The following is a 26,587-nucleotide window of genomic DNA, read 5'->3' as shown; positions in this document are numbered from 1 at the left end:
CGCTGATTGTGTAAAAAAAGCGCCTCTTTGAGGCGCTTTTTTATGTCCAATATTTATGAGACTAAATGTATTTACAAAAGCTTTAAGAGCGTAATAAAAAAGATTGTCAGACAATAATTTCAAAAGCTGTCCTTATCTGATATCTCCTGTCCTTAACTGCGATTATCGAAATCCTTCAATTCTTTAAGATAAAGTCATGAAAATATAAATATAAGGATAGGTTGGTTTAGGCTGACCAGAAGGAGATCGACCATGAATGCAAAAGTAAATATTAGTAACCGTGCTGGCGCTAGTTTTCCTGTTCGTCGTATGAATTTTGACTTTGACTCAGTACCTGAATATTGGATGGCAGGTAGCCCAGGTCTGACACATTTTATGACAGCGTTATCTGCATTATTCCCCGCGGGTGAAAAATTCTTTATTGATAGCGTTCGTGCTGTACGCCAGCACCCAGCAATTAAAGATAATGCTGAATTACAAAAAGAAATTTCTGCATTTATTGGTCAAGAAGCCATGCATACACAAGAGCATGTGGGCTTTAATGCTTCTGCGCAAAAATATGGACACGATGTCGATACTTTAGATGGTTATACTGGAAAAGTATTAAAAAATTCGAGCAAGTTTTTAGCGATGATTGGTAAGCCATTTGGCTTTAATAAAGAAATGGTTGATTTAACCATTACGACAGCGCTTGAACACTTTACTGCAACGATCGCAACTCAATTATTGGTAAACCCGCATATTCAAGAGTTGATGAGCGATGAAACCATGAAAACCATGTGGTTATGGCATGCCATTGAAGAAAATGAACATAAAGCTGTCGCTTATGATGTATATGAAGGTGTATTTGGTAAAGGTGTCAAAGCTTATACGGTACGTACGACAAGTTTAGTTGCAGCTATGGTGACGTTGTTTTGTGTACAAAGCTACTTCTTATTCCGTTTGCTCAAACAGGATAATCAGTTAAATCGTGAATCTTTAAGTAAAATTTATGAATATGCTTATAGTCCGTCTAAAGGCGTGATTACGGGAATGGGTAAAGAGATGTTGGAGTATTTTAAACCTGGTTTTCACCCAAATGATTTAGATACACGTAGCTTGTTGGCAAAATGGAAAGACCAGTTAGGCTTCTAATTTTATGCTGTAGTTTGTTTTATTTTGAAGAGCGATGAAAATCGCTCTTTTTTTTACTCGATTTTTTTGGCAATTTTTTTATAATTCGCTATTCCTATTCGCGATAAAAGATAACGAAGATGATTCGTTTGATGAATACGGCCGATGTAGCATCTGTCGTAGAAATTGAAAAATTAGTTCAAAGCCATCCATGGACGCATAAGCAATTTGATGAAGCAGTTACTGGCTATCAAAGTACAATCATTGAACAGCATGGACAGGTATTGGGCTTTTGCATTTTACAACCAGTTCTAGACGAAGCGAATCTGTTATTAATGGCTATTCATCCGAGCCAACAAGGCAAAGGCTTGGGCCATCGCTTGTTAGAAGAATCCATTGGCATGCTCAAAAATAATCCTGTACAGATTTTTCTTGAAGTACGGGAGTCAAATACGCCTGCAATTCGCTTGTATGAGAAAGCTGATTTTCATCAAATTGATTTAAGAAAAAACTATTATCCGAAGCCAGAGGGTGGCCGTGAACATGCCATTATTATGGTGCGTGCATGCAATGATGATTTTTCACAGCTATTCAAATAAGTAGCAAACCGCATTGTGCTGTGCAATGCGGTGTTTATTTAATAATAGAGTTATTCCAGCCTGAGGGTAGTGTCGTCATTAAAGAATTACCTAAAGTTTGAATTTCTTCTGCACTTAAGGTGTGATTTAAGCGACGCCATTGACCATCGAGCAATAGCTCCAAAGGAATATAGTCAGATTTATAATTCATTTTATTTGAATGCGGTACCCAATAACCCAAATATACATAATGTAAACCCAGTGCTTTGGCATATTCGATTTGCTTTAATACCGCAAAAACACCCAAAGAACGTTTATGTTCATCGGGATCAAAGAAGGTATAAACGGCAGAAAGACCATCATCTAGTGGATCGCAAGTAGAAACACTAATCAGGCGATCATCAAGCCATAACTCTAAAAAGAAACTGTCTGTACAACTATGAATTAAGAATTTTTCAAATTGATCCCGACTGGGTGGGAACATATCACCATCAGCATGACGCTCAGTAATATAGCGTTCATACAGAGCATAATGTACGTCACTCGCATCTTTGGGTTGAGTTATTTTAAGGCTTAAATCTTGATTGCGTTTCCAAGCTTTCTTTTGCTTGCTGTTCATTGCAAATTCATGAATTGGCACACGTGAAGATAAGCACTGACGGCACAGATGACATTCAGGGCGATAAACGAAATCACCACTACGACGAAAACCCATACGCGACAGTTCAGACAAGGTCACAACATCGATACGATGTACTGGATCTAAAAAAACCATACGTGCAGATTTGTTGTCTAGATAGCTGCAGTCGTGTGGGGGGGTAATGTAATACTGCAATTCATTCAGCAGGGATTTTGGTTGATATGAGTTCATGCAATATCCCTCTATTTTTGTATGATTCGACTCAATCGGGAACTAATGCGGAGTTTTGCGCTATTGTTTTACTTGAAAATACACTGTCTTGATATTTTTTCCAATCAATAGCAGGGCGTTTTATCACATCTTGTAACGAATTTAGATACATTTGGCGAGAAAGTGTGCAAGCACCTAAGCTAAGCAAATGATCATTTTCTAATTGGCAGTCAATCCAATCGAGCTGATTTTCTTGACCAATCAGCATAAGGGTATAAAAAGCCATTTTTGAAACATCGGTGCGAGTGCTAAACATCGACTCACCGAAACAGCCTTGTCCAATATTGATGCCATATAATCCGCCAACCAGCAGATCATGTTCCCAAACCTCAATACTATAGCCATAACCAGCATCAAACATCGCACAATAGCCTTGAATAATGTCTTCCGAAATCCAAGTTTCTTTGGCATAGCTACGGGGGAGTGAGCATGAACGGATCACTTTTTCAAAGGCGTGGTTTACTGTAATGCGGTAATCTTTTTTTTTCATGCTACGGAGCAAAGTTTTGCTGGGATGATAATCTTGCGGGCGAATAATACAGCGGGGTTCAGGACTCCACCAGCAGATGGGCTCACCTTCAGAAAACCATGGAAATAATCCATGTGTATAGGCTTCAAAGAGTGTGGCAGGGGAGAGGTCAGCACCAATGCAAATGAGCCCTTGGCCTTCTGGATCAGCTTCGACAGGGTCTGGAAAGAGATATTCAGAAGCAGGCAGACGTTGCATAATCAATTTTGACCTAAATATATTTGTTTTATCATAACCAATATTCGCCCGATGCCCAATCGGGTTTACTTGGTAGTATTTTATATTCGTAGTTTTTCCGTAAAGTTTAAAGTAAAAAACCGCCATAACGGCGGTTTTTAATTATCTATATGGCTTAAGAATTAAAGCGCATCAAGATATTTTTCTGCATCAAGGGCAGCCATACAGCCTGAACCCGCAGAAGTAATTGCTTGACGATAAATACTGTCAGCAATATCGCCTGCAGCAAATACGCCAGGTACAGAAGTTTGCGTAGCATTACCTGCAGTACCGCTTTGGACTTGTACGTAACCATCACGTAGGGTTAATTGACCTTCAAACATACCGCTGTTTGGCTTGTGGCCAATTGCTACAAACATACCTGTCACATCAACATTTTGTGTTGAATCATCTTGTGTTGATTTCAAGCGTACTGAAGTCACGCCAGATTGCGCATCACCCAATACTTCATCTACTTGGTGATTCCAAATGATGCTGATCTTACCTTCTTTAACCTTCTCAAATAAATGATCTTGCAAGATTTTTTCAGAGCGTAGTGAATCACGACGGTGAACTAAAGTCACATGCGATGCAATATTTGAAAGATAAAGAGCTTCTTCAACTGCAGTGTTGCCACCGCCTACAACCATCACTTTTTGGTTCTTGTAGAAGAAACCATCGCAAGTTGCACATGCGCTTACACCTTGGCCCATGTACGCTGCTTCAGACTCTAAGCCGAGGTATTGTGCAGTTGCGCCAGTTGCAATAATTAATGCATCACAGGTAAATTCGTCCATATCGCCTTTAAGTACAAATGGGCGTTGGCTTAAATCCACTTCGTTAATGTGATCGTAAATAATTTCAGTACCAAAGCGCTCAGCGTGCTCTTGCATACGTTCCATGAGGGCAGGGCCTGTCAATCCGTGTGCATCACCAGGCCAGTTGTCGACTTCGGTCGTTGTTGTTAGCTGACCACCTAGTTGCAAGCCTGCAATAAGTGTTGGCTTTAAGTTTGCACGTGCCGCGTATACAGCTGCGCTGTAACCAGCAGGGCCAGAACCTAAAATAATTAAACGAGAGTGACGAGCGCTCATTCGCGACATCCTTTTTTATATGGAAATTTGTGAAATTATACGTGAAAGTCGGTGGTGATTGTGTGAGATTAAAGTCGATATTATTGATCATTGAAATCGATTTGAGCTATATAGAATCGAGTTAACAACTTACTTAAATAATCATGCATCTTTTTTTAATGAAGAAGTGCATAATACAAGGCTTATTGCGCAGCTTATATTCAAGCCAGCCAGCAAACAAAAACATTTGAAAAATTGGTTACAGGACAGTATATGACAGCGGTGTCGGGTGCCTATGCACAGCGCTTAATAATGACATTATTCTTGGTCTCATTTGGGATTTATCTGTTCCTTGCAACAGTCACCTATACACCATTTGATCCAGGCTGGATGCACATTTCCAGTGATACTATGCAAGTGTCAAATGCCAGTGGCGTTGCGGGTGCATGGATTGCTGATCTTTTATTTGGCTTTTTAGGTTGGGCCAGTTTGCTCATTCCTGTGTATTTGTTTGCAGAAGCAGTACAAGTATGGTGGCCACATAGCTTTTTAAACCGTCCTTTTCGTGTTGCGGCACAGTTTTTTATTTTGTTGGCGACAGCGAGTTTATTGTTTTTATTTTGGGAAGTCCCAGCAGATACTTTAGATAACTCATCTGGTGGTATTATTGGTTATGAATTAGGTAATAGTTTATCTAACCTATTAAGTATCTATGGCGCGGCGTTCTTCCTGATTGTTTTTTGGGTGTTGTTGTTTACTTTGGCCTTTGGCGTAAAGTGGAACAAAACGTGGGTGACTTTAAAAGCTGCACCTGCGTATTTACAAGATTTATTTTACCGTAATGTGCCTGAGAGTGAGTCTGCATACGACTTAACAGCACCACAACCTAAAAAACAGCCTGTAGCGCCTGCTAAACCAGTGCTTACATCTGCAACTGCTTTGGCGGTAGAACTCCAGCAGCCAACCAGCGTTGATCCTGCTGTACGGGATAGTGCTGCAGAGCGTTTGTTTAGCGATATTGCAGATAAAGAATGGGAAGCAGAACAACAACAGACCCAAGTTGAAGCTGATTTAACTACGCCAGAAGTAGATGTAGTGCTTGAACAGACTTTGGAAAAAGCCCACCGCTTAATGGATGATCCTGAGCGTGTTGTCGTGACAGGTGAAGTTTGGCGCGCATTGAATTCGGATGAAGATCAACGTCATAAACAAGATATTGATGCTTTATTAAAAGCGGCAGAAGAACAACAACCAAAGTCAGCGAGTTCTCATTTTGAGCAAGTCATTCATGCGCATGATGAAGCTATACCCGTTACAGCAAGCCATGAAGCTAATGCGACTGCAAAATCATCCGTAGATTGGGATGATGATGTAATCTTTGATGAATTGTTAGCAGCAGTTCCAAATGCTAAAACTGCAACAGATGTGCATGTTCCATTTAACAGCACATCATTAACGGATGATCTTGCTGAGACAAATTCTGTAGCAGTACAGGATGTAGAGGCACACGCGACACCACGTTCACATGATAAGCCAAGCTTGCATATTGTGGATGATGCTGTGACGCTAGCGGCAACAGCGGCAACAGCGGCAACAGCGGCAACAGCGGCAACAGCGGCAACAGCGGCAACAGCGGCAACATTTACAGCTCCTGTAGCTACTTCGAGTGTCACTCAGGCATCCAATCTTGATACAGAATTTGATGATTTGGATGACTTACTGGTGGATGATCTTGATCCGACACCAGCACCAAGAACCACCAATAATTATGCACAATCTTCTTCATTGGTGAATGCAAATATTCAAACCAGTTTTGAAGCACCAAAACCAATGGTGTCTGCAGAAGAAAAAGCACTGATTAGCTCTAATAAAGATGCTTTTCGTGAAGTTTGGCAAGATACAGCAGGTCGTCCTGAGGAGTCTGCATCAGAATTTGAGGACGAAGATTTTGATTTTGACGCACCATTAACAGATGCTGCTGGTCGTCCACTGTCTCGTGCGATGCAAGTTGCGAAAAAACGTTTAGATTTACCAACTTTGCCAGGCTTAGAATTGTTGGATGAAGTCGATCCGAATAAAAAAGTAAACTTTACAGCAGAGCAATTGGCACGTTTGTCTGAATTACTAGAAATTAAGCTACAAGAATTTAACGTAAAAGCCAAAGTGGTTGAAGCTCAGCCAGGACCAGTAGTCACACGTTTTGAGCTTGATTTGGCACCTGGAGTTAAAGCCTCTAAAGTGACCAATATCTCACGTGACTTGGCGCGTTCAATGTCAATGGCATCTGTACGTGTGGTTGAGGTGATTCCAGGTAAACCGTACATTGGTATTGAAGTTCCAAATAGCTCACGTGAAATGGTACGTTTGATTGAGCTAGTTAAGACCCCAGCATTTGAAAAACCTGACGGTATTTTATCCATGGCAATGGGTAAAGATATTTCAGGTAATCCAGTGATTACTGAACTGGGTAAAGCTCCTCACATGCTTGTTGCAGGGACAACAGGTTCAGGTAAATCAGTTGCAGTAAACTCGATGATTTTGTCGATGCTATTAAAATATACGCCAAACGAGTTGCGTTTAATTTTGATTGACCCGAAACAGCTGGAACTTGCCAACTATAACGATATTCCGCACTTGTTAACCCCTGTTGTGACTGATATGAAAGATGCAGTCAGCGCATTGAACTGGTGTGTGAACGAAATGGAACGTCGTTATAAACTGATGTCGTTCTTAAAAATTCGTAAGCTGTCGGACTATAACCGTAAAGTTGAAGAGGCTTTAGAGAATGGTGAAGATTTATTTGATCCAACATGGAAAGCCAGTGAATCTGTTGCAGGTGAACGAGCACCGCGCTTAACACCATTACCATCTATTGTGATTGTGGCGGACGAATTTGCAGATATGATCATGCAAGTAGGTAAAAAAGCCGAAGAAATGATTACACGTCTGGCACAAAAATCACGTGCCGCAGGTATCCACTTACTACTTGCCACACAGCGCCCATCTGTAGATGTCATTACTGGTTTGATTAAAGCCAATATTCCAACACGTGTTGCACTTCGTGTGAACTCTAAAATTGACTCACGGACGATTTTAGATGCAGGCGGTGCAGAAGACTTACTGGGTCATGGTGATATGTTGTTCCTTGGACCAGGTAAAATTGAGCCTGAACGTGTACATGGTGCATTCATTGCAGATGATGAGGTAAACCGTATTTGTGATGCATGGCGTGAGCGTGGCGAGCCTGATTATGTGGATGAAATTTTAACGCCTTATGATGAAGAACAAACCTCACGTGGCTTTGAAGATGGTGAGGGCGGATCTGACCGAGATGCACTATATGACCAGTGTGTTTCTTTTGTATTAGAAACCCGTAAAGCATCAACATCGTCGCTACAACGTAAGTTCAGCCTAGGTTATAACCGTGCTGCCCGTATTATCGACCAAATGGAAGAAAACGGAATTGTGAGCGCAATGGGTGCTAATGGTAAGCGAGATATTTTGATTTAATATGATTATTTAAAAAAAGCAGTCTTCGGACTGCTTTTTTTATTTATAGCGAATGTTATGCCGAATGATTTTGAGTGCAGGGTATATGATACATATATTAAGTATAAGGTATATATACATGACCGAGGCTTAAATACGTGATAAGTGTAGAATGTAGGCAATTCAAATATCATACATGCGATGTAAACAGAGGCCGAATAGGGAAATGATTCAACAGCTTAAGACCAATACGTGGCATGTTCAGGATGATCAACTATGACTGTGTTTATAGCCTTGTTTCCACTGATTATTTTAATCTCCTTAGGTTATCTATTACAGCGTAAACGCTTTGTGCAACCTGAATTTTGGGCTAACTCAGAAAAACTGAATTATTTTATTCTTTTCCCAGTGCTACTTTTTAATAATTTAGCCAGTGTGGAATTAAATTTAGCCACGATCTTTCCCTTGTTGCAGGCATTTTTTGTCATTGTATTGGGAGCGCTTGCCATACTTTGGTTGTTAAAGCGAATATATGCCATACCTGTTGCCCGTTTTGGCGTGTATGTGCAGAGTCAGGTTCGGTTTAATACCTATATAGGATTGGCCTTAATGGGCACGCTATACGGCACTGCTGGTATGCAAATGTTTGCAATGTTGATTGCCGTTGCGATCCCTGTGGTGAATATCTTTTCGGTCATGGCATTTTCTGAAGGGCAGAGTGGGCGATGGTATGACACGCTCTTGGCCATTGGAAAAAATCCGCTCATTTTAGGCTGTGTCGTGGGTGTGCTTTTTAATTTATCTGGCTTGCAGTTATTTTCAGGCTTAAAGTCTTTATTGAATATATTGGCCGCTACGAGTTTACCTTTAGGCTTACTTTCTGTGGGTGCCGCACTCCAGTTCAATCAATTAAGCAAAGGTCTACTACGACTTAGTACAAATACCTTTTCACGTCTATTGATTATGCCTTGTTTGGCTTTTCTAGCGGGTTGGTGCCTTGGCTTAAATGAATTACAAAGTATTATTTTGGTCACTTTCTTCGCTTTGCCAACAGCATCGGCTGCCTATATTTTAACGCGATATTTTCAAGGGGACAGTCAGCTTATGGCTGGTGTCATTAGTTTGCAGACTCTGTGCTTTATGGGGAGCTTTCCCTTACTGATGTGGCTATTCTATTCAGTCTAACTAAATACCAACATAAAAAAAGCCTGCATGTGCAGGCTTTATGATGCGAAAAATACTTATGCAAATTTTGCCAATACCGCTAAAAAGCCTTCGCTTTGACGTGGGAATTGGGCAATCACATCATGAATACGCTGACCTTCAGGGTTCGTTGCATTAACATCACGGCCATCTGCTGTGAATTGAGTTAACAGGCGCTCATAGTCAGCAGGACGCATGTGTTTGAATGCATGATACAGTACGTGAAAATCGCCGTTTACGCCTTCAGGAGGCAGCTGAGTTAAGTAGGCAAATACTCGTTCATCTGACCATTCTTCATTAAACGTCGCTGGTTGAGATAATGCCATTGCAGTCCCCTTGGTGTTCTTTTGAAAATAAATAAGCAAAATATTTGTGCAAAATAATAAGCAGTTCTAAGCGACCGAGTGATTCAAAGCTAAGCTGATAATTCGAATCTGGGTATGGCACTGCACATTATTATCCTGCGGCGAAGAAAAACTTCTTTCGAGCATCTGAATAAGGCGGAGCCTAAAGATTCACATACTTAGAGCTAAAGTTTTTCATCATTTATCTGAACTTGGCAGGGCCAATAAGTTCAGGCACTTCGAAGTAAAGCTTCTCATCTTGCGCCTGAAACATGGCAAGGCCAATAAGTTCAAGCACTTCGAAGCAAAGCTTCTCGTCTTGTGCCTAAAACATGGCAGAGCCAATAAGTTCAGACACTTCGAAGTAAAACTTCTCGTCTTGCGCCTGAACAAAGCAGTGCTTTGTTCAGGCTCATATTTTGCCTTGAATCAAATTGCTTGACTAATCAGAAATCAGATTATCGCTCTTCAGGCAAATTGATATTCATTTCAAGCATCTCGATGTTCGCTTCAGAACGTACAGACATTTGAATGTGTTGTTCATCTACACCACGAACATAACGGTTCACGACTTGCATGATTTCTTTTTTCATTTGGTCAATTTTGTCTTGGCTCAAACGTTTGCCTAAGCCATTTTCAGAAGCAACAATGACTTTTAAGCGATCTTTTGCAGTTTGAGCACTTGTAGGTTTGTCATCACCACTGAATAATTTACTCCAAAAACCAGCCATCTTATCCTCCAAATAATCGTGCTAACCAGCCTTTCGGCTTCGCAGTAATATGACGGTAAGGACGCTCTTCACCTAGGAAACGTGCAACTAAGTCATCATACGCTTCGCCCGCTTGGGTTTCTGTATATAAGATGACAGGTTTACCTTCGTTCGAAGCTTGTAGCACACTTTTACACTCAGGAATAACACCTAGTGTAGGTACGCGTAAAATGTCTTTTGAAATATCATCAATCGTTAACATTTCTTGTTTGTCGGCACGTTCTGGGTTGTAACGTGTAATACATAAATGTTTACGGATACGACCTTCGTTGTTTTCTACTTTTTTGGTTTTGCTGTCGAGCATACCAATAATACGGTCAGAGTCACGTACAGAAGAAATTTCAGGATTGGTCACAATAATAGCTTCATCTGCATGGTACATTGCAAGGATTGCACCACGCTCGATGCCCGCAGGTGAGTCACAAATAATGTAATCAAACTCTTGTGAAAGCTCATCCATTACACGTGCAACACCATCATCAGATAGCGCGTCTTTGTCACGTGTTTGTGATGCAGGCAAAATGTAAAGATTTTCAATGTCTTTGTCGCGAATTAAAGCTTGTTGTAAACGTGCTTCGTTATTAATGACATTCACAAAATCATATACTACACGGCGCTCACAGCCCATGATTAAGTCGAGGTTACGTAAACCTACGTCAAAATCGATTACAACAGTTTTGTGACCACGTAGGGCTAAACCTGTTGCAAAAGATGCGCTTGTTGTAGTTTTACCTACGCCACCTTTGCCTGATGTTACGACAACAATTTTCGCCACCGAATCCACTCCTGTTATGGTTTAAATCCCCTGATTAATACAGGGGTTTTATTGGTGTTTATTTATACATTAAAATTGCAAAGCTTCAAATACAAGCTCATGCTGGTCATTTAAATAAATGTGTACGGGTTTTTTAGTCACATGCGGTGGAATGTCATCGGCTACGCAATATGTCCCAGCAATAGAAACGAGCTCTGCTTCAAGTGAGTGACAGAAGATTCGTGCAGCACTATTGCCCCCAGCACCGGCAATGACTCTACCACGGACACTGCCATAAATATGTATATTTCCTGAAGCAATGACTTCTGAACCGCTGTTAATCCCAGCACTTAAAATAATGTCACCGTGATCTTGTACAATACATTGGCCTGTACGCAGAATTTCGTCATGATAAGAGGTAATATGACGCACTTCTGGCACAACAGCTACAGGTGCATCTTCTGCTTCAGGCTCAGGCTTTTCAGCAACCGCAGGCACTTCTACAGCTTGTTCTTTAGTGGGTTTTACCTGTTCCATTTTACGGTCAGGTGGAATCACTGGAAACTGAATGGCACGTGCTTGATCTGCCAATACACCGTCCGTTACTGCAATCGGTTGTAAATCAAGACTAATCAGCAATTGAATCAGTTCAATAAGTTCTTGTTCAACACTACTTTCAATGACTGCAAGCGTTCCGATTGGAAAGCCTTTTTGAAGCATTGGGCTAAGTTGCTGGCGGATCGCATCATGATCATTTGTGTCAAGGTTAATGCGGATTGCATTGACCATTCTGCCTTTTATCCGTATATCAGCCATAATTATTCCTTCAAACTTCTCACTGTTGATTTTATGTGGAAGTGATATTTTAAGTAGAGCAAATGCTAGAACAAAATGAGGCATTTCTCTAGCAGAAACAGCAATTATTTTCGAACTATAGATTAATCTTTAGCTTGATCTTGTGCTTGTAGTTCTTGTTGCCATTGTTTTACTTTTACTTGCTTACGAATCGCTTCTAAACTTTCAAAAACAGCAGAGCGGACCAATTCATCCAGTTTGTCATTTTTTTCAATTTCAATTGCACTAATCCGTGTTGCAATGTCTGTATATAAATTTGGATGTCTTGCAGTAGAAGCATTTGGTGATGCCAAAGGATCAATTAAGCCTTGGGTAATATTTTCACCTAAACGCTGTCCTATACTCTGAATCTGCTGTTCTATACGTCCACCAACAATTGGAATCAGACGCAGTAATTGTGTGAGTTCAGGCGTATCTTCAATGGCTTGATTGACAATGAGGCCCACATTTTTGGCAATGCGTTCACGATCGGCTTGTAGTTCACGGCTTAAATTTTCTTGCAGTATTTCGGCCAGCGCTTGCGAAAATAAATCCCGATGATGCTGAATGACATTACTGATTAAATCTTTATGCGTGGTACTGGTTTGAAGCTCATGTTTCAGACCATCTAAAACCGTTACAACCACGCGATCAGATAATTCTTCCATGATCACGCGATAGTAAAATAAGCCTTTTTCCTGCCAAGAGGTTGGAAAAATTTGATAGCCCATTTCGTATAGTCGATAGGCCACAACTCCTGCGCGAAATAAGCGTAAAAAACGGAAATAGGGCACAATAGCAACAATTTCATACCAATGGATAAACGGAAAGAAAAACCAACGCTGATGATGCTTCTGTGCGATTGCTATAGCCCAACGTGTGAGTAATTCGACAATCAAGAAAATAATAAACCATGCTTCTGTTGTGATCACCCAAGGGTGCAAGTGCTCACGATAAAACTCAAGTACGCTTGATAAATGGATGGCATTAAAGAACCAGCCTCCAATATTACTCATCAGGAAGAAGTTCATGCCCAAGCAGAACAAGTTAAAAATAATAATAAATACCATAAAGATGTCATAGGCCAAAAACAGTTTGAAAGACAAACTTTTAGGGTCTAAATGTTGATATTTAGATTTTTTAACTGCGACGTTCTGCGACATGAAACTGAGCTCCGTATATTTAGACGACAGGCGGATATTTAGCTTTCATTTCTGAAATCAATTGATCTTTATCAGTCCAAATTTGATCCACCCATTGCTGGAATTTTTCACGGAATTCAGCATCTTCCTCATAATTACCACCTGCCACCCATGCAGGAATATCAATTTTACGTAAATTTACAGCAATTCTAGGCACTTCACCCAGCCAAAACTCACCATATCCCGGCACGCCATCAGGATAAACAATGGTCATATCGACTAAAGCATCAATTTGATCGCCCAAAATATTTAATGCCAGTGCTAAACCGCCAGCTTTAGGCTTAAGTAAATTTGTAAATGTAGACTGTTGCTGAGCGTGTTTTTCCGCCGTAAAACGTGTACCTTCCAGATAATTGAGTAGGGTAAATGGCTGACTCAAAAGCTGTTCACAAGACTTACGAGCTTCTTCCATATCGCGATGTTTGAGTTCAGGATTTTTAGCAATTTGTTCTTTACTGTGGCGTTTCATCATGGGGAAGCCCAAGATTTTAAACGCTTGGCCTACAAAAGGAATAAAGATCAGTTCCCATTTGGTAAAGAAACGAGTGAGTGGCATACGAGTTAGGCCAAAATACTGATTTACTGTAGTATCTACCCAGCTTTGATGATTACACATCATCAAATAACGACCTTGCATATTTAAATCAAGATTTTCATCAATGGAGATGTCCCACTGTGTATTGGCTAGGACATTATCGATGAGCCAATTGTTAACACCCAACCAACTATTGGTAATTTTAATATTGGTTTCATCCACTTTTTTTGATTTTTTGAAGAGCTTGGTCAGTCCCAGTGCCAATACAGGTGGGCCGTGGAAAAACGTACTTCCTGTAATGACCGAACCGACAGTCAGCCCGCGTGTGATTTTTTTTAATGCTGGTTGCTTCTTGCTGTGCGATGACATATAAAAGTCCTAATGGAAAATGGTCTAACGTTTGCCAATTCACACAAATATAGAGCGTGTTTAAAAAATAAAAAAGCACTTCAGAACAACTGTGGAGAAAATTTGATGAAGTTGGCATTATTTTCTTATTTAAATATTACAAATTGTAAATAAACGTTTTATTATTAACAAAAAATCAATGGTTACTCGATTTTTTTTACTTCATCATTCCATCCATACAACAAAACACAATCAAGGAGGCATGCGATGCGTGCACTAGCAATTTCAGCAGCAGTAGCAGGGGCTTTGGTACTATCTGGCTGTCAAACGACTGGTAACAATATCGGCGGTATGGAATACGACAAAACTGCAATTGGCGCATTGGTTGGCGCGGCTGCGGGTTATGGCTTGTCTAAGGGTAATGCAAATAGTAGCGCTCAAAACAACCGTGCAGCAGCTATTGGTGCGGTACTTGGTGGTGCGACAGGTGTTTATCTTGACAATAAAGAGAAAAAATTACGTCAACAAATGGCGGGTACTGGTGTAGAAGTTAACCGTAATCCAGATGGTTCTGTTGGCTTAGTAATGCCAGGTAGTATTACGTTTGATACTAATAAATCAAACATCAAACCGAACTTCTATTCAACTTTAAATAAAGTTGCGCAAACTTTAACTGAAGATAACAAGAGCGGTATCTTAGTTACTGGTTATACAGACAATACAGGTAATGACTCAATCAACATTCCATTGTCTCAAGCACGTGCACAATCAGTTGCTAGCTACTTAGCGTCTCAAGGTGTATCGACTTCACGTATTAACACTCAAGGTCAAGGTTCAGCAAACCCAATCGCATCAAATACTACAGCGGCTGGTCGTGAACAAAACCGTCGTGTAGAGATCAGCATCTACGCAGTTCAATAATCTGATCTTTGATTAGATGTTAAAAAAACCGCCTTCGGGCGGTTTTTTTTATTGATAACTACAACTTATTTTTCACAAAACTTCATAAATGCTTTTAAGCCAGGGCCTTGATATTTTTGGCGATGAACTAACATGAATAGTGGGCGAGTCAAAGACCAAAATGATGTATCTAAAACCACCAATTGGCCTTTTTCACGTAAAGGCTCAATGGCAAGTTTAGAAATACACGACATGCCTAAACCACCAGCGACAATTTTCAAAATTGCTTCATTGTGGCCTAAGGTGAGGCGAATATTCGCATTTGGTAAGTCTTTTAAAATGGCATTATCAAATACTTCACGAGTGCCTGAGCCTTCTTCACGTAAAATCCATTCAACTGAATTGAAGTCTTCTGGGGTTAATGCACGATCGAGTTGCGCTAAAGGATGGTTAGGTGCACAGCACACAGCCAATTCATCATCACGCCAATGAATACATTGAAGTTGCGGTAGATGACAAGAACCTTCAATGAGCGCCAAGTCCAATTGGAATTGATTGACTGCTTCAATCATTTGTCGGGTATTACCCACTTGTAATTGCAAATGTGCTTGAGGCTGAATTTTTAAAAAATCAGCCATTAAGTCAGGCATTAAATAATCACTAATGGTTAAGGTTGCACCCAAACGCAAATCTATACTTTGTAGCTCACCTTTAGCAGCTTGCTCAAAGGCATCACAGCGACCTAAAATTTCAAGTGCTTGTGGCAATAAGAAGCGCCCTAAATCATTGAGTTGCAGTCGTTTACCCAGACGGTCAAATAAAGGTGCGCCTAGCCCATCTTCCAAATCTGCAAGCGCCATGCTGGCAGCACTTTGTGTTAGCTTGACAGCATCACTGGCTTTGGTCACAGTGCCTTCTTGAGCGACTGCTACAAAAACAGCCAACTGGCGTAATGTCATGCGCATGAATATAGCCTTAACATTTAAAAAATATTAATAAAATATGCTGTCATGCTAACATGAGCACAGTCTTTCACGCCACGCCGAAATCATGTCAATTGAAAAATTTAGCTTAGAAAAGGTTTTATCTGTACATCGTTGGACCAGTACCTTGTTCAGTTTTACCATGACGCGACCAGCACATTTTAAATTTACAGCAGGTCAATTTGCGCGTATCGGCTTAAAAGTGGGTGATGAACTGGTGGTACGTGCTTATTCTGTGGTTTCATCGCCCTTTGATGAAACATTAGAATTTTTCTCAATTGTGGTGCCAGATGGTGCGTTTACCTCAAATCTGCAACATCTCCAAGTGGGCGATGAGCTGTATTTAGAAAAAGTCCCTTATGGATTTCTTACTTTAGCTCGCTATCAGTTACCTGCACCAAAAGATTTATGGCTCTTAGGTACGGGTACAGGATTAGCGCCTTTTATTTCCATGCTTCAAGATTTTGAAACATGGTCAAAATACGAAAAAATTAATCTGGTTTATAGCGTGCGTACACAAGCTGAATTGGCTTATGCATCACGCATTGCCGAAATTGCTGAGACTTTTGGCGAAGGACATACAGGCTTTAAATTTATTCCAATTATTACCCGCGATCCTCAAGCACCATTACATGAACGCTTACCTGCATTAATTACCAATGGTGCATTGGAACAAGCTGCCGAGCTTAATTTTGATCCAAAAACCACGCATGTCATGCTATGTGGTAATCCACAAATGGTGGAAGATACCAAAGAGGCCTTAAAAGCTCGTGGACTCACTATGAATCGCCGTGGTGAAGGCAATATTGCCGTAGAAAATTATTGGTAATGACAGCTCCCTATGTGGGAATACGCTTTTGAATAACTTTATTTTTAGATGTTCGACGTGCTTGATTGCCACGAACACCGATACACAGAGTATTAGATGATGATTGATGATGATTTTGATTACGATGCACCAGTCACACGTATCGCTGCCCATAAAAATGAAGCGCAACAGGCCGGAAAAATCATCTTAGAAAATGCCGAACATTACTTGGATACCATGACTGCGGGTGAGCATGCATTTTTACAGAAATACTTGGCTAAGCTTGCACAAGAGGAAGCCTATTTTCAGGTGCTGGCGGATGCTTTAGATCAACCTGAGGCGAGTAAAATTGCCAATGATGCATTGAACTTTCTTTATTTTTGGCAATTGGTTAATGATGAAGATGACATTAAGCAATTTGATGTATTAGCAGTTCCGAATGGTGAGTTTTTTAAAACAGAATTATTTAAAGCACTTGATGCGATGCAAGTGGGAGCGCATAAAGAGCAGCGCCGTCATCTGATTGAACAAGCCTTAAACTTGTATGAGCAAGGCATTTATGCGGGTTGCATTCCTATGCTGTATGCGCAATTAGAAGGGTTGCTGACTGATGTCTTGGTGGCCAAAGGCTTCCTTGAACAAAAGGATACCAAGTATCTGGATGTGCATAAAATCGTCCCTGGTTTAAAGGGGAATGAAATTAAGAGCTTGTGGCATAAGTCAAAAATTGCTTTTGAAATGAATCCTTATTTCACTGAACTTGCAGTCTATAAAATGGATAGTAGTTCAAGTGTTACTTCAACTCGCCATAATCTGTTGCATGGCACAGAGCTAGCGTACTTCACACAAGGGCGTAGCTTTGTGCTCTTCCTCTGGTTATTTAGTGTGATAAGTTTTATGCGTGGCATAAAACCTTAAACGCGGTGTAGTACAATTCAAAAAGGTAGCGCTTGCGCTACCTTTTTTATGCTATTTATTTTTATGGTTTGGCTTTGAGTGAATTCTTTTTTGTGCACAACGTGATTTTATAAGCTTAACATTTGAAAATTATTTTTAGTGCAATCGCTTATTTATCTAAGTTTTCAACGTCAATTTTATATACATGTCCGTCTACAATCGTAATGTTGTAGCGGAAATTTTCAATTTCATAGCTATAGTCAACCGCTAATGTATTTGGCTTGGTTGCGTCGACCAATGCGTATGAAGTGACCTTAATCGGTGATGCTTTCATGCGAGCTACCATGTCTTCAAAAGTATCGCCTAAGGTTAAGGTTTGACGCTCTGGTGTTTGAATACTATTGGTCGCTTCAGCCCAAGATGCTGTTGAAGCTACTAAATACATACATGTGATGAATGCCCATTTTTTATACATGTTAAGGTTCCCCTAGAAAAATTAAATTAATAAATAAAAATAACCGCCAAGAAATATACCCAAACTTTGCTGATAAAACACACTAGAGCTCGGCTTTAACGTATAAGTTTTGTTGTGTAGCTCAGCTTAAAAATTCTGTCAATAGAAGCGAAATGTGAGCCATGCTTGATTTCTAATATCTGAATGTTTGATTGATTGCAATTTTTTATATTTTAAATAAATAGCAATATATTTTTGGCTCGGCTGAATTGCTTATTTGAAGGCTTTAAATTAAAAAATGTAGGATAAAATAGCGATACTGAGCAGAAAAGAATTAAATAACCAACCAAATTGCTTGGTTTTGTGTGATCTCAAGAATAATCTTATGATCACAACGCTTAACCTTCACCCTAATTGCCGTTACACTATGTAGAATTCGCAAAATATTCGCTTTGGAGTAATGTTATATGTCGTGGCTTTCTTCGCTTAAATCTGTTTTTTCACCCTCTAAAGAGGTGAACGAAGAAGCTGTGCAAAATGTACTGCAAAACTATATGTTGCCTCATTCTAGTCATGCGCTGAAAGACCGTATTACACAAGTGAATGTACAAGGTGAAATCTTACAAATCACCATTAATACATTTCCAGAAGAAAAAGAACAATTACAACAAATTCATGATGAGCTGGCAGATGCACTTGAACAGTGTGGTATTAAAGAATTAAACATGCATGTGATCCAACAGAAAACGGGACATAAAACAGAAGGTGGTTGTGGACATCATCATGCAGAAGGTGAAAGTTGCTCAACTCAAGCAAAAGCGGATCAAGCAACGCCAAAAAGTAATTTACCACCAGTGGTAGATGCTTCTACACCTGCCACTCAAGCAACACCAGCAACCGAAACTGATCCGAATAATCCTCCAATTCAAAAAGCTGCACCACAGCAACGTGATGTACCTAAGCATCCACGTATTCAAAATGTGATCTTGGTTTCCTCAGGCAAAGGTGGGGTAGGTAAGTCAACAACAACAGTCAACCTTGCATTAGCCTTACAACAATTAGGTTTAAAAGTTGGCGTGTTAGATGCTGATATCTATGGCCCAAGTATTCCAACTATGTTAGGCAATGCTGGTCGTACACCGATGATTGAGTCGGAAAATTTTGTACCGCTAGATGCCTATGGTATGGCTGTACTTTCTATTGGTCATTTGACCGGTGATCACAATACCCCCGTGGCTTGGCGTGGACCAAAAGCAACGGGGGCACTCATGCAGTTATTTAACCAAACGCTATGGCCAGACCTAGACGTATTGATGATTGATATGCCACCAGGCACAGGGGATATTCAATTAACGTTGGCACAGCGAATTCCGGTCACAGGCGCTGTAATTGTGACGACACCACAAAATGTTGCCTTAATGGATGCTACCAAAGGGATTGAGCTATTTAATCGCGTTCATATCCCTGTGATGGGTGTGGTTGAAAATATGTCGACACATATTTGCTCTAATTGTGGCCATGAAGAGCAAATCTTTGGTGCAGGTGGTGGCGATAAGCTTTCAGAGCAATACAATATTCCATTGTTAGGGCGTTTACCATTGAATGTGAAAATTCGTGAAAATGCAGATGCAGGTAAACCTTCTGTTATTGCACAAGATGATGCCGCTGAAAGTTATATGGCAATCGCAGAAAAAATTGCAGCAAAATTGCCTCAAGCTCAAAAAGATAAAAGCCGTATTTTTTAAGCCAAGACCACAGTCTTGATTTAAGACGATTTTGTTTTAGAAATGATCTAAAGCCTAGTAATTGCTAGGCTTTTTTTGTTGAATTCAACTGTGAAATAAAGCTTTTGACTGAATAGTTTTATAAAATATTGTCGGTTAAGTTTTTGAAATTTATTGATTAATATCTCATTATTTAATTATTGCATGATATTTTACAATATTTTTTTTGCTATCCCTCAAAAACTGATTTAATCTGCGCGCATATAGGCCTAGGGGCACGCGATGATTTCATGGTATTTTATTGGTCTGGTAGTTACCATTTTATTGACCCCAGGTCCAACTAACACCTTACTCGCTTCATCAGGTTTACAGGTTGGTGTAAAACGCTCTTTTCGCTTAATTCCTGCTGAAGCTTTTGGTTATTTGCTGTCTATTAGCTTTTGGGGCTTATTGATTGGCAAAGTGACTGCTTATATTCCAGCACTTCCTCCTATACTCAAATTGTTTAGTGCAGCATATATGTTGTACTTGGCCATTCGTTTATGGAAAACAGCGAACGCCGTACAAGATCTAGATCAGGCCTGCATTCGAGCTTGGGAACTGTTTTTTGCAACATTATTAAATCCAAAGGCATTGCTGTTTGCATCTGCTATTTTTCCAGCGATCGCTTGGAAAAACTCCATGTATTACACTGCGCACATGTTAGTGTTTTTGCTACTTCTTATCCCGATAGCTTTTTTGTGGACCTTTATCGGTTCTATCTTGGCATCTAATAAATTCCGTTGGTTAAACCAATATACAATGCAAAAAACAGCATCAGTTGTACTAATGGGTTTTACTTGTCAGCTCAGTTATCTCACACTTGCTAATTTATAATATCTGCTGAAATGCGCTCATAATCAGTCAATTGGCATCCAGTAAAAATAGACATATTTTCATTGCAAGGGATTTCAGTTAAAGTACCATGCAATAATTGATGTACAGTATTTTGGATAGTAAGAATGGCAATTAAGTCTGATCGTTGGATTCGCGAAATGAGCGAAAAACACGGCATGATTGAACCGTATGCAGAAAATCAAGTCCGTTTAGATGAAAATGGTGAAAAGCTGATTTCTTACGGCGTTTCAAGCTATGGTTATGACGTGCGTTGTGCGCGTGAATTTAAAGTTTTCACCAATGTTCATTCTGCAATCGTCGATCCAAAGAATTTTGATGATAAAAGCTTTATCGATATTGAATCGGATGTATGTATTATTCCTCCGAACTCATTTGCACTCGCACGTACAGTTGAATATTTCCGTATCCCACGTAACGTATTGACTGTATGCCTAGGTAAATCTACCTATGCGCGTTGTGGCATTATCGTCAACGTGACGCCACTTGAACCTGAGTGGGAAGGTCATGTGACATTAGAATTCTCCAATACCACTAATTTACCAGCACGTATTTATGCAGGTGAAGGTGTTGCTCAAATGTTATTCTTTGAATCCGATGAAGTCTGTGAAACTTCATATAAAGACCGTGGGGGTAAATACCAAGGTCAAACGGGCGTAACATTGCCTAAAGCCTAAAAGCTTAGTGAAGTTAAAAAAATAAGCAGGCGATCAAGCCTGCTTTTTTTGTGATTCATTCATCGGAAATTGAGGTGATTTGGCGAGTTTGTTTTGCATTTGTATAATAATTGCGCATAATGAAAAGTTAATATAGCTTGGTATAGCACCCATCACAGGATGAGATGGACAAAAATAATTTGGTGCCAAGTAAAGCAAAAAATATAAGAAAGATGCGGTGCATCTGATAAGAAAGGAAGGTCACGATGACTCAATTAAATCAAGCATTCCGGTTCCGCCAGAGCTGTTTAGTCGTAGCAGTCAGTATGTTGCTTACACCGTCTACTTATGCACTTCAGGATTTGCCTGATGAAGCCTTGTCAAATACAACGGGTGAAGGCGTTGCTTTATTGCCTGAAAACTTCAAATTTGTGTTTCAAGGGCCGAATGACCTTTCTACAGCTTCAAGCTATAACAAGACACCATCTGTTACGAATCCAGAAAAATATGACACGGGTTTCATTCGAATTATCCCTCGTGGGGGTAATTATGAGCAGTTGTTTGATCAAAGCCGTCAAGCTGTCTATGATAATATCTACTTCCAAAATTATACGGCAAAAGTTTCAAGCTATTATCAGACTTATTACACCGATATTTACAATGCTGAATATAGTAGTGTTTATAATAATGCTACAACAAAAGCGAATGTACTTCAGGAATATACAACGACTTATAAAGCCAGCTTTGAGAATGAAAAAGTTGAAGAATTTGCTGCACAGACAGTTTATGTGAATAAATATGATGAGTTATATAAAGCAGAGTATAAAAAATATAATTGGTGTTTTAATACCGGTCTTTTAGGCTGTAAAAATGATGAACAAGCTCAAGCTTGGGCCTATGATGAGGTTCGTAATCAAATTCGCAAAGATAAAGCGAATGAAATTGCAACCTATGCAAATAATCAACTCGAACAGAAAACTAATACTGAAATGGATTTACGTGCAATTCGCTCTGCAAAAGCCAAAGCACAGGCGAGTTACACATCTAAAGAGCTCACTTTAAGAACCAATGCAGTTGCAGCAGCAACTACAGCCTTAAATAATACTGATCATGTGGCTGCACTTAAAGCATCAAGAAGTAAGGCCGATATTTTTATCTATGGTTTAGCGCTATCTAAAAGTAACGGTAATATGAACCAGCGTTTTAGTAACCAAGGTTTAAATTGGGGTACTGCTGAAAATCCATGGTTATTCCGCTCTGGTACGGCGAAAGATATACAACAATATAATGCACAGAATAAATCAAATATTGCTTATATCGCATTAGAAGCACCATTAGCCCAAGTGGGTGGAAATGCCACTGAAGATAAAATTAAACTAGGTTTTTGGACAGATATTTTCTCACGTACCTTAGATTCAAGCAATAAAGTAGATCAACTAACTGGTGCGCCAGTTGATGGTTTAGATAAAAACTATCGTTTACGTGCACAGTTTGTTGCCAATGGCTTAAGTATTGATGGTTCACAAGTTCGTTTGTTCCAAACACAGTCCTCTACTGTAACGCAACAAAGCCAAACTTTGGGTATGGCAAGCATATTGCGTTTAAATACCAATGATGATCCATCATTATTAAAAATTACCGATACAAACTTGGATGCAAAAGGCATTCGTATTAGCACGGCTGCAAAATCGGATAATGATGATGGAACAGCGAGTACACCAGCTTTAGACCGTAGTTTTGCACCTTTATTTAATGATAAAGAAGGTCTTTATTTGTACAGTACCAATATTAACTTGGTACTAGGGAATATGTATCAGCCATTTATTATCGGTTCCGAAGGCAATAATATTATTCTTGAATTGACCAGAATTCCAAATGTGCCAGACATTTACACCAAAATTTATAGCTATTATGCCGATACAGACGCGAATAATGCATTAGTCAAAAAAGATGCCACGACCAATACCGTACAGTTAAAAGGTGTGGATGGTACGTATCGCACCATTATGGGTACTACTTGTAATGTGGCAAGCTGTGGGACCAATACTTCTCAGATTGTGGCGAATGGAAAAACCACAGACTATCAGGGCACCAATGCAACACACAGCAGTATTTCTATTGGTAGTGTAACGCGTGATGCCGGCAGTAATATGTTAAAGGCGAATCGTGATCAGACATCCACAGGTGTTGTATTTAAAAATGCATCAGGAGGTGCTGTGAATTTAGGCTCAGCGGTCATTGATGGCGTGCTGATTCAACATCTAAAAATTAAAACGACTGGGCTATAAGGATACAAGCTATGTTGAAGAAATCTTATCTCGCAGTAACTTTATTGATTTCGGTAACAGCTCAAGCTGGTCTGACTGGTTTAGATACACAAGAGTTGCAGGAAGTTCGTGGCCAAGGTGGTGCTGATTTTAATTGGACGTTGTCTTTAAACCATCGATATGCAAATGATTTGAGCTTAAAAGATATATCAACTCATGATGCTCAAACGGGATTGGTTGCAACAGTAAATGATGCGTACTATACCTATAGTTGCCAAAATAATGTGCAGTGTCGTTTAGCCATTTCACCCAATAATCATACTGAAGGTGGTAATCAAAAGTGGTTGGTATTTAAGCAAATTCAGGGTACGCTCCAAATAGAAAAATTCTCTTTAGCAGGGACTACCATTATTAACAAAAATGGCGACCCTCAAACGGCAATGAAATTATCTTTTTATGATGATAAGCCTTTGAAAATTCGTAATTTAGGTTTTAATAACTTAGCCGTTGAGTCGGATACAGATACAGAAAAAGGCTATTTAAAAACAACAGTATATAATCAATATCAAGCATACACAGTAGACAGCACAGGAAAGAAAACCACCTTTGCTACGGATATTCCTGCTTTTGATAAGGATACAGAAACAGGATTTATGGGTCTAAATATGCATGGTAATTTACACATGTCTGGAGACTTAAAAATATTCAGCTATAACTGTACGGGAGCTTCAGGCGCTCGCTGTTAAAGTATTAATTGAATAAGGACGTTGAGATGAACAAAATAATAAAATTAAATCTCCTCACAGCTTGTATATGTATTGCCAATCAAAGCCATGCGCTTGAGGCACTAAGTGACCAGACACTTAGCCATGTAACAGGACAGGATGGGATCTCGATTACACAAGAAGTTTCTCGTGTAGAGGTCAAACAAGCGAACTGGATTGACTATTCAGAAGCAGGTACGAAGCCCATTAAGCTGGGTTTGCATGATGTCGTGATTACACCGAATCAAGGCAATAGCAACATCCTGAGTAAAATTGACCTTGATGTGGGTGCAACACAGTTGGCTTCAAATGCCAAAGGTGCGGGTATTCAGTTAAGGGCAAGTGTTTCACCATTTACGGCTATCGCATCCAAAATTATGTTGGTGTGTGCACCGAATTGTGCCAGTAATGAAACTGATCAAAATTTAGGAAGTTTGACCTTTTCAACTATCTCACCGCTTGAGGTGTATTTGGCAACGACCAATGGATTGTTTAATCGTAACGATAAAGCGCACTTAGAGTTAAAGCTACAAAATGCCAGTATTTCTTATGGTCAAAATGGTCAAAACCTAACACTGAAAGATTTTAACTTTAACCTAACTGCTGATGGTTATATGTACATTGATCCTAAGGATGGCATTGTACTGACGACCAAGTCTGCGGATGGTAAATCGGATAATTTTGTACAACTTGTACGAGCGACTGATAAAAGTAAGAATGTAAATCCTACGCGTGCGGGCAATGCAACTAAGCCAGGCGTTAATATTGATGTACGTTATGGTAAGGATGGTGAGCAGGGTAACGTCATTCGTTTAGGGGCTTCGGGTGCCTTAACCAATGGCCGTATTATGTTGAATGCGAATCAGGCCGATGTTGCAAAATTTAATACAGTAAATAAAGGTTTAGAAAAAACAAATACTGCGACAACGGGTTATGGTTTTGCAGAAGCTGGTGGCTTGCACATGGCAATGTCTGCAGATTTTACACGTGCTGATAGTGGACAGACGACAGTTTCGGGTAGAACGCCAACCACTTTTGAGCTCGGTCATACGGGTACAGGAAGTTATGCAATTGAGTTCTCAAATTTAACACGCTTGAATGTGCGTAATTCTACTGTGCAAGGAACACCTGTAAGTAATCAAAATGCTTATATTGATTTCGGTGATATTTACATCAATACCGTAAAAACCAATTCTTTGGGTTTTATGATTAATGACCAAATAAAATCAATACTCAATGCCAGCAGTAACGAGTTGGTATATAACCCTTCGCCAAGTGTAAACCCACAAACGATGGCTTTAATTGCTGTGCGTGGTATGGACTTTCAAGCCATTGCACGTACTGCAAGATTTATCTCTGATAATAGTTTAGCGGTAAACGATGCACCTTCAGGGACTTGGGGCTTAGGTTTACCCATTTATAATCTAAATGCGAATTTAGGCATATTTTCTAAGCAGTATGTCAATAAACTTGGTGTGACTAAAAATGGTTTAGGTTATGACCTTGCCATGACTACAGATGGATATCGTTATGACAGCACAACAGGAAATGCATATACCACATCTATTTTAGTGTTAGATGGGGAAAAACGTACGCTCGCAGATGGTAGCAAAGGTGAGGAAGTTAACTATTATGCCGGTTTGCGTAATATTGATTCTTACATTAAAGCCAATGGTGTAATTGGGTTTGAAGACAAAGAAATTTTTATCAAGGCAGATAGTTTATTAGTTGCAGCAAGAGCAGAGATTGCGATTGGTCAGTTACCGGGTTCTTTATATAATTGCTCAGGCACTTGTGGTAGTAAAATTGTTCCTATTGATAATTTTGGCCGTAAAGATGATGTACTTGCATCAATTGCGTTTAAACTCGATGGGAAAGGCGAGTTATTCATTATTCCTGGCTTAGAAACCAGCGATGGAACGCCAGATACAAATTTTTTATCGCTACAAGCCAATTTTCAATTTAAACAGTTAACAGATAAAACTGATCGCGGAAGCTATATCAGTTTAATTAATGAAGATGTAAAAGCTGATGGTACTGTGGCAAATGAATCAAGTATTAACTTGAATCGCTTGCAAGGGGATATAGGCTTAGAAACGCGTATTCACATGCAAAAAGACAGTGTGGTATTGGATAATCAAGTTAAATTTAACCGTTTAGCTACGCCGACTTCTACAATCACAAATAATGCGAAAGTCTTTAGCGCTGAATTGGCAATTGCACCTATAGGAACAATGCAAAAAATCGCAGATATTGCAATTCCTGGAGGGGTAATGCGTAGTTCTATGGGTATCACACCAAGATAATTAGAGATGTTACAGGGAACGACAATAATGAAAAAA

The 26,587-nt window shown here is 39.7% G+C and carries 24 protein-coding genes; 13 read left to right on the top strand and 11 right to left on the bottom strand.

From position 1 onward, the window contains the following. Positions 1-252: 252 nt before the first annotated feature. Both D9K81_RS10765 and rimI read left to right on the top strand, forming a co-directional pair. Positions 253-1,134: a metal-dependent hydrolase gene (locus D9K81_RS10765; RefSeq protein ID WP_120375104.1), complete on the top strand. Its 882-nt coding sequence runs from the start codon at positions 253-255 to the stop codon at positions 1,132-1,134. A gap of 119 nt (positions 1,135-1,253) precedes the next feature. After that, the gene (gene rimI / locus D9K81_RS10760) at positions 1,254-1,712 is read left to right on the top strand and encodes a ribosomal protein S18-alanine N-acetyltransferase (RefSeq protein ID WP_120375105.1); all 459 of its coding nucleotides are present in this window, start codon (positions 1,254-1,256) and stop codon (positions 1,710-1,712) included. Positions 1,713-1,746: 34 nt separating this feature from the next. Here rimI and D9K81_RS10755 read toward each other — a convergent pair whose 3' ends face one another. The 3 genes from D9K81_RS10755 to trxB all read right to left on the bottom strand — a co-directional run bounded on the left by D9K81_RS10755 (position 1,747) and on the right by trxB (position 4,440). Beyond that, positions 1,747-2,562 (bottom strand): arginyltransferase, encoded by an 816-nt coding sequence (locus tag D9K81_RS10755; protein ID WP_120375106.1) that lies wholly within the window; start codon positions 2,560-2,562, stop codon positions 1,747-1,749. A 31-nt stretch (positions 2,563-2,593) separates the two neighbouring features. Beyond that, positions 2,594-3,328 carry a leucyl/phenylalanyl-tRNA--protein transferase gene (gene aat, locus D9K81_RS10750; RefSeq protein WP_120375107.1) on the bottom strand — a complete coding sequence of 245 codons (735 nt, stop codon included), beginning with the start codon at positions 3,326-3,328 and terminating at the stop codon, positions 2,594-2,596. A 161-nt stretch (positions 3,329-3,489) separates the two neighbouring features. Further along, a complete protein-coding gene (trxB, locus tag D9K81_RS10745) occupies positions 3,490-4,440 on the bottom strand; it encodes a thioredoxin-disulfide reductase (protein ID WP_120375108.1) in 951 nt (316 codons plus the stop codon). Positions 4,441-4,692: 252 nt separating this feature from the next. Here trxB and D9K81_RS10740 point away from each other — a divergent pair, with 252 nt between their 5' ends. Beyond that, a complete protein-coding gene (locus D9K81_RS10740) occupies positions 4,693-7,929 on the top strand; it encodes a DNA translocase FtsK (RefSeq protein WP_121523278.1) in 3,237 nt (1,078 codons plus the stop codon). A gap of 255 nt (positions 7,930-8,184) precedes the next feature. Beyond that, complete coding sequence (locus tag D9K81_RS10735; RefSeq protein ID WP_120375110.1) at positions 8,185-9,093, top strand: AEC family transporter; 909 nt, start codon at positions 8,185-8,187, stop codon at positions 9,091-9,093. Between the two features lie 56 nt (positions 9,094-9,149). On the opposite strand, the gene D9K81_RS10730 is transcribed toward D9K81_RS10735, so the two are convergent. The 6 genes from D9K81_RS10730 to D9K81_RS10705 form a co-directional block, all read right to left on the bottom strand. Then, complete coding sequence (locus D9K81_RS10730; RefSeq protein WP_120375111.1) at positions 9,150-9,437, bottom strand: PA4642 family protein; 288 nt, start codon at positions 9,435-9,437, stop codon at positions 9,150-9,152. 476 nt (positions 9,438-9,913) lie between these two features. Next, positions 9,914-10,186: a cell division topological specificity factor MinE gene (minE, locus tag D9K81_RS10725; protein ID WP_106985091.1), complete on the bottom strand. Its 273-nt coding sequence runs from the start codon at positions 10,184-10,186 to the stop codon at positions 9,914-9,916. A 1-nt stretch (position 10,187) separates the two neighbouring features. Next, the gene (minD, locus tag D9K81_RS10720; RefSeq protein WP_106985090.1) at positions 10,188-11,000 is read right to left on the bottom strand and encodes a septum site-determining protein MinD; all 813 of its coding nucleotides are present in this window, start codon (positions 10,998-11,000) and stop codon (positions 10,188-10,190) included. 69 nt (positions 11,001-11,069) lie between these two features. After that, positions 11,070-11,795: a septum site-determining protein MinC gene (minC, locus tag D9K81_RS10715; protein WP_120375112.1), complete on the bottom strand. Its 726-nt coding sequence runs from the start codon at positions 11,793-11,795 to the stop codon at positions 11,070-11,072. Positions 11,796-11,917: 122 nt separating this feature from the next. Beyond that, positions 11,918-12,976, bottom strand: a complete 1,059-nt coding sequence (locus D9K81_RS10710) for a preprotein translocase subunit SecA (protein WP_120375113.1) — start codon at positions 12,974-12,976, stop codon at positions 11,918-11,920. Positions 12,977-12,995: 19 nt separating this feature from the next. Next, the gene (locus D9K81_RS10705) at positions 12,996-13,919 is read right to left on the bottom strand and encodes an acyltransferase (protein WP_120375114.1); all 924 of its coding nucleotides are present in this window, start codon (positions 13,917-13,919) and stop codon (positions 12,996-12,998) included. Positions 13,920-14,165: 246 nt separating this feature from the next. On the opposite strand from D9K81_RS10705, the gene D9K81_RS10700 reads away from it, so the two are divergent. Then, positions 14,166-14,819 (top strand): OmpA family protein, encoded by a 654-nt coding sequence (locus D9K81_RS10700; protein WP_120375115.1) that lies wholly within the window; start codon positions 14,166-14,168, stop codon positions 14,817-14,819. A gap of 65 nt (positions 14,820-14,884) precedes the next feature. Here the strand turns inward: D9K81_RS10700 and gigC are convergent, their stop codons facing one another. Then, positions 14,885-15,763, bottom strand: a complete 879-nt coding sequence (gigC, locus tag D9K81_RS10695; protein ID WP_120375116.1) for a LysR family transcriptional regulator GigC — start codon at positions 15,761-15,763, stop codon at positions 14,885-14,887. An 85-nt stretch (positions 15,764-15,848) separates the two neighbouring features. On the opposite strand from gigC, the gene D9K81_RS10690 reads away from it, so the two are divergent. Further along, positions 15,849-16,610, top strand: coding sequence for a ferredoxin--NADP reductase (locus D9K81_RS10690; RefSeq protein WP_120375117.1), 762 nt, complete (start codon positions 15,849-15,851; stop codon positions 16,608-16,610). A gap of 99 nt (positions 16,611-16,709) precedes the next feature. Then, on the top strand, positions 16,710-17,507 hold the full coding sequence (locus D9K81_RS10685) for a hypothetical protein (RefSeq protein ID WP_120375201.1): 798 nt from the start codon (positions 16,710-16,712) through the stop codon (positions 17,505-17,507). Between the two features lie 148 nt (positions 17,508-17,655). Here the strand turns inward: D9K81_RS10685 and D9K81_RS10680 are convergent, their stop codons facing one another. Continuing rightward, a complete protein-coding gene (locus tag D9K81_RS10680; RefSeq protein WP_120375118.1) occupies positions 17,656-17,961 on the bottom strand; it encodes a hypothetical protein in 306 nt (101 codons plus the stop codon). Positions 17,962-18,407: 446 nt separating this feature from the next. Here D9K81_RS10680 and apbC point away from each other — a divergent pair, with 446 nt between their 5' ends. The 6 genes from apbC (at position 18,408) to D9K81_RS10650 (ending at position 26,551) form a co-directional block, all read left to right on the top strand. Next, positions 18,408-19,685, top strand: a complete 1,278-nt coding sequence (gene apbC / locus D9K81_RS10675) for an iron-sulfur cluster carrier protein ApbC (RefSeq protein ID WP_120375119.1) — start codon at positions 18,408-18,410, stop codon at positions 19,683-19,685. Positions 19,686-19,946: 261 nt separating this feature from the next. Next, on the top strand, positions 19,947-20,540 hold the full coding sequence (locus D9K81_RS10670) for a LysE family translocator (protein ID WP_120375120.1): 594 nt from the start codon (positions 19,947-19,949) through the stop codon (positions 20,538-20,540). Between the two features lie 125 nt (positions 20,541-20,665). Next, positions 20,666-21,235, top strand: coding sequence for a dCTP deaminase (gene dcd, locus D9K81_RS10665; protein WP_067730924.1), 570 nt, complete (start codon positions 20,666-20,668; stop codon positions 21,233-21,235). A 245-nt stretch (positions 21,236-21,480) separates the two neighbouring features. Then, positions 21,481-23,502 (top strand): hypothetical protein, encoded by a 2,022-nt coding sequence (locus D9K81_RS10660; RefSeq protein ID WP_120375121.1) that lies wholly within the window; start codon positions 21,481-21,483, stop codon positions 23,500-23,502. An 11-nt stretch (positions 23,503-23,513) separates the two neighbouring features. Beyond that, positions 23,514-24,227 (top strand): hypothetical protein, encoded by a 714-nt coding sequence (locus tag D9K81_RS10655; RefSeq protein WP_120375122.1) that lies wholly within the window; start codon positions 23,514-23,516, stop codon positions 24,225-24,227. A 26-nt stretch (positions 24,228-24,253) separates the two neighbouring features. Then, a complete protein-coding gene (locus tag D9K81_RS10650; RefSeq protein ID WP_120375123.1) occupies positions 24,254-26,551 on the top strand; it encodes a DUF6160 family protein in 2,298 nt (765 codons plus the stop codon). Positions 26,552-26,587 lie beyond the last annotated feature (36 nt).

The organism is Acinetobacter chengduensis, assembly GCF_003664645.1.
In the GTDB taxonomy this organism is placed as follows: domain Bacteria; phylum Pseudomonadota; class Gammaproteobacteria; order Pseudomonadales; family Moraxellaceae; genus Acinetobacter; species Acinetobacter chengduensis.
This window is presented reverse-complemented; position numbering and strand designations above follow the sequence as displayed.